The sequence below is a fragment of the Mesotoga sp. UBA5825 genome (genome assembly GCF_002432955.1).
Lineage (GTDB): Bacteria > Thermotogota > Thermotogae > Petrotogales > Kosmotogaceae > Mesotoga.
Genome location: NZ_DJHG01000064.1, coordinates 1 through 2981, shown reverse-complemented (window position 1 = coordinate 2981; position 2981 = coordinate 1). Strand labels below are relative to the sequence as shown.

Here is a 2981-nt window from a genome sequence, read left to right as displayed (position 1 = left end):
AAGAATTGAAAAAGGCTGGCAGGTGATGGTTGAAATGGCGTATTATATTGATCTGTTTTCGCCAGAAACATATGAAGCTTTTTCAAAGTCAGATAGAACTATTTCCGGATTTCGTATACGGCACAGAAATTTGGCAAACAAAGTTAATATCGGGGATAAACTTATATGTTACCTGACCAGACTCTCTCGCTGGATTGGTGTACTAGAAGTGACCAGCAAGCCTTTTATTGATGATTCTCCCCGTTTCTATGAAGCAAACGACCCGTTTGTAGTAAGGTTCAAAGTCAAGCCACTGGTCTGGTTAGAAGTTGAGAAAGCCTTGCCAATACACGAGCCTGAGATATGGAAGGGATTATCCTTCACCAGAGACCTTCCGCCGAACTCGAATGCCTGGACCGGGAAGGTCAGGGGTAGTCTTGTTAGACTGGATGACGAAGACGGTGAGTTCTTGGAAGCAGTCCTATCAAATCAGGAACACTCCGGGAGGTTGTTCGCATACGACGTCGAAGCCTACAAGAAGTATCTACTACCTAGAGTCAGAGTTGAAAATAAAGACATACCTGTATCAGTCCCAACGGACGAGGACTCTGAAGATAAAGAAACGATAACTGAGCAAGCCGATGTGCGCGAGTCAATTAAGATTCAAGCCTTACTGGCAGATATTGGCGCTAAGATGGGAATGAAGATATGGATTCCCAGAAACGACCAAAGCAGAGTACTTTCTGAATGTAAGACCCGCAACCTGGCTATTCTGGATAGGCTACCACTTAATTACGATGAGACTACCCTAAAGACTATAGAGCAGATAGATGTTCTGTGGTTGAAAGGAAGATCTATCAAGAGGGCTTTCGAGGTAGAGCATACCACTTCAATCTACTCCGGTATTCTCAGAATGGCCGATCTGCTGGCGCTTCAGCCGAATATGGACATTAAGCTTCACATAGTAGCTCCATTCTCCAGAAAGGACAAGGTCTTTCAAGAACTGCAAAGACCTGTTTTTTCGTTGCTAGAACGTGGCCCTTTGTTTGAAACCTGCACATACCTTTCGTACGAAAGCGTAAGAGAGATAGCTTCTCTTTCTCATCTTGCACATCTTTCGGACGATGTATTAGAGGACTACAGCGAGAGTGCGGAAGATTAGGCATAACTCTTTTTCGTAGCAGACTCGCCTTTTTACATTTCATTCAAATCGGCTGTCAAGACTCGCATCTTCTGTAAGCTGAGCATCTACGATAAAGCAAGGTCGAGAAACTGGGCAAACTGAATTGCCGATCGAGACGCGGAATAAGAACTATGTCACTAAGATAGTGCTGGAATTCAGTGAACGTTTGGATGTATTCTTTTCGGACCGCTTGAGCGATGGAACCGTGACAAAAGTGTTTTTTGTTGACAAAGTTGACATAAACAATATATAATCTAGGAGAAGAGCATGGATCTGATGATGAATAAGCTGTTCTTCAATGTGCTTAGGAACAGAATACAAGAGATTATTGAAAACCGGGAATGCAATATCTACTTGCTCAGTGATGCGAAGAAGAACATAGATCTGATGAATGCTTTCTACAAGTCAGGAATAAGAGAGCATTATGATGTGCTTGAGGCCACGTGGAAGGTGGCGAGCGATATCTGCCCCGATGAGATCAAGGATGATAATCAAAGAGATACATTTACGATTGTCGTCTGGAAATACTTACCGCTCGAATCAATACTCAGAGAACTTGATATTACCGATGATGAATTTTTGGCCCCAGAAGACTATGAATACAAAGACAAAGTCTATTTCAAGCTGAGTTATAGCTTTAAGGAAAGGCTGATCTGTCTATCTTTGCATCTTGCAGAGTACGGGAGTTGATTTTCATGAGATGTCCCGAATGTGGAAGGGAAATGCGCCTATCTAAGGAAGAGAGCATCGAGAGTTTCAAGGGAAGTCAAGTCAGACTTTCCTACGATGTCTATAAATGTGATGAATGTGGAAGTTCATATGTAGATGCCCGATCTCTCGATGAAGCCTGGAAGAAGATCTGGGACGATTATGAGAAGGTCCATTGCATCCCATCGGCGGAAGATCTCAGGAAAGCCAGAGAGAATCTGAACCTCACTCAAGAAGAGATAGCGCTCCTGCTGGGAAGGACGAAGTCCCTGGTTTCTAAGCTTGAAGACGGCTCCAGAGCTCTTTCAGACAGGCTTCTCGGATCTTACACAAATCACATAATTCCAGGCGGAGAGGACTTCATCTCTTTTGTCAATTCTGCTGCGGTCCAGGGAAGGATCTCGCCGGACGATCGAGACAGAATAGTCGGCAAGACCAGCATTGGAAATGAATCCCGGCTTTCTCTTAGAGAGAGTATGATTATTGAAGCTCACGGAAATACCGAATCGTGCCTCAATGGCTTCAAGGTCTTTTCAGGAAAAACATTGAGTGCAGTCGTGGGGCGTTTCCTTTCCGAGATAGGACCTCTGGATCACATGAAATTGTTCAAGCTTATGTTCTACTCCGATACACTATCATTCGAGAGAAGGGGGATATCCATTACCGGTCTCAGGTATATTGCCAATCTCTATGGGCCTACGCCCGTGAAGTATGAAGATGTTGTCTCTTACCTTAAAGAAGCCGGAGTGGTCGAAGAAGGCAAGAAAGCCTCTGTGATGATCAAAGGAACGGCAAAGACCGATCATTTGCTCGCCGAAGAAGAGGAGATCATCGAGACGGTTGTGAAAAGATATGGTCACCTTACAAGCAGTCAGCTCTCATCTCTATCTCACAAGGAACCCTGCTGGAAAGAAACTGGAGAGAAAAAAGTCATAAAATACTGCAAGGGAATGATCAGAAACTAGTCCTGCTTGAATTACTAAATGAATGGGTAAGACTCCTAATTCTGCAGACGGATCAGTGTGAACTGCATAAGAAGCATTCTAAATGGGCCTAAATAGGGTCAGACTCCTATTTATGATTTGGCGCAGAGGTTTGTTGAATTCCGTTT

At 43.9% G+C, this 2981-nt stretch carries 2 protein-coding genes and 1 pseudogene; all 3 read left to right on the top strand.

Annotated elements, in window-relative coordinates; genetic code table 11:
• Nucleotides 1–1141 (top strand): annotated as a pseudogene (locus B3N33_RS06050) (hypothetical protein); the annotation flags it as partial.
• A gap of 288 nt (nt 1142–1429) precedes the next feature.
• Nucleotides 1430–1852: a hypothetical protein gene (locus B3N33_RS06045; RefSeq protein ID WP_214061464.1), complete on the top strand. Its 423-nt coding sequence runs from the start codon at nt 1430–1432 to the stop codon at nt 1850–1852.
• Nucleotides 1853–1857: 5 nt separating this feature from the next.
• On the top strand, nt 1858–2835 hold the full coding sequence (locus tag B3N33_RS06040) for a type II TA system antitoxin MqsA family protein (protein ID WP_214061463.1): 978 nt from the start codon (nt 1858–1860) through the stop codon (nt 2833–2835).
• Nucleotides 2836–2981 lie beyond the last annotated feature (146 nt).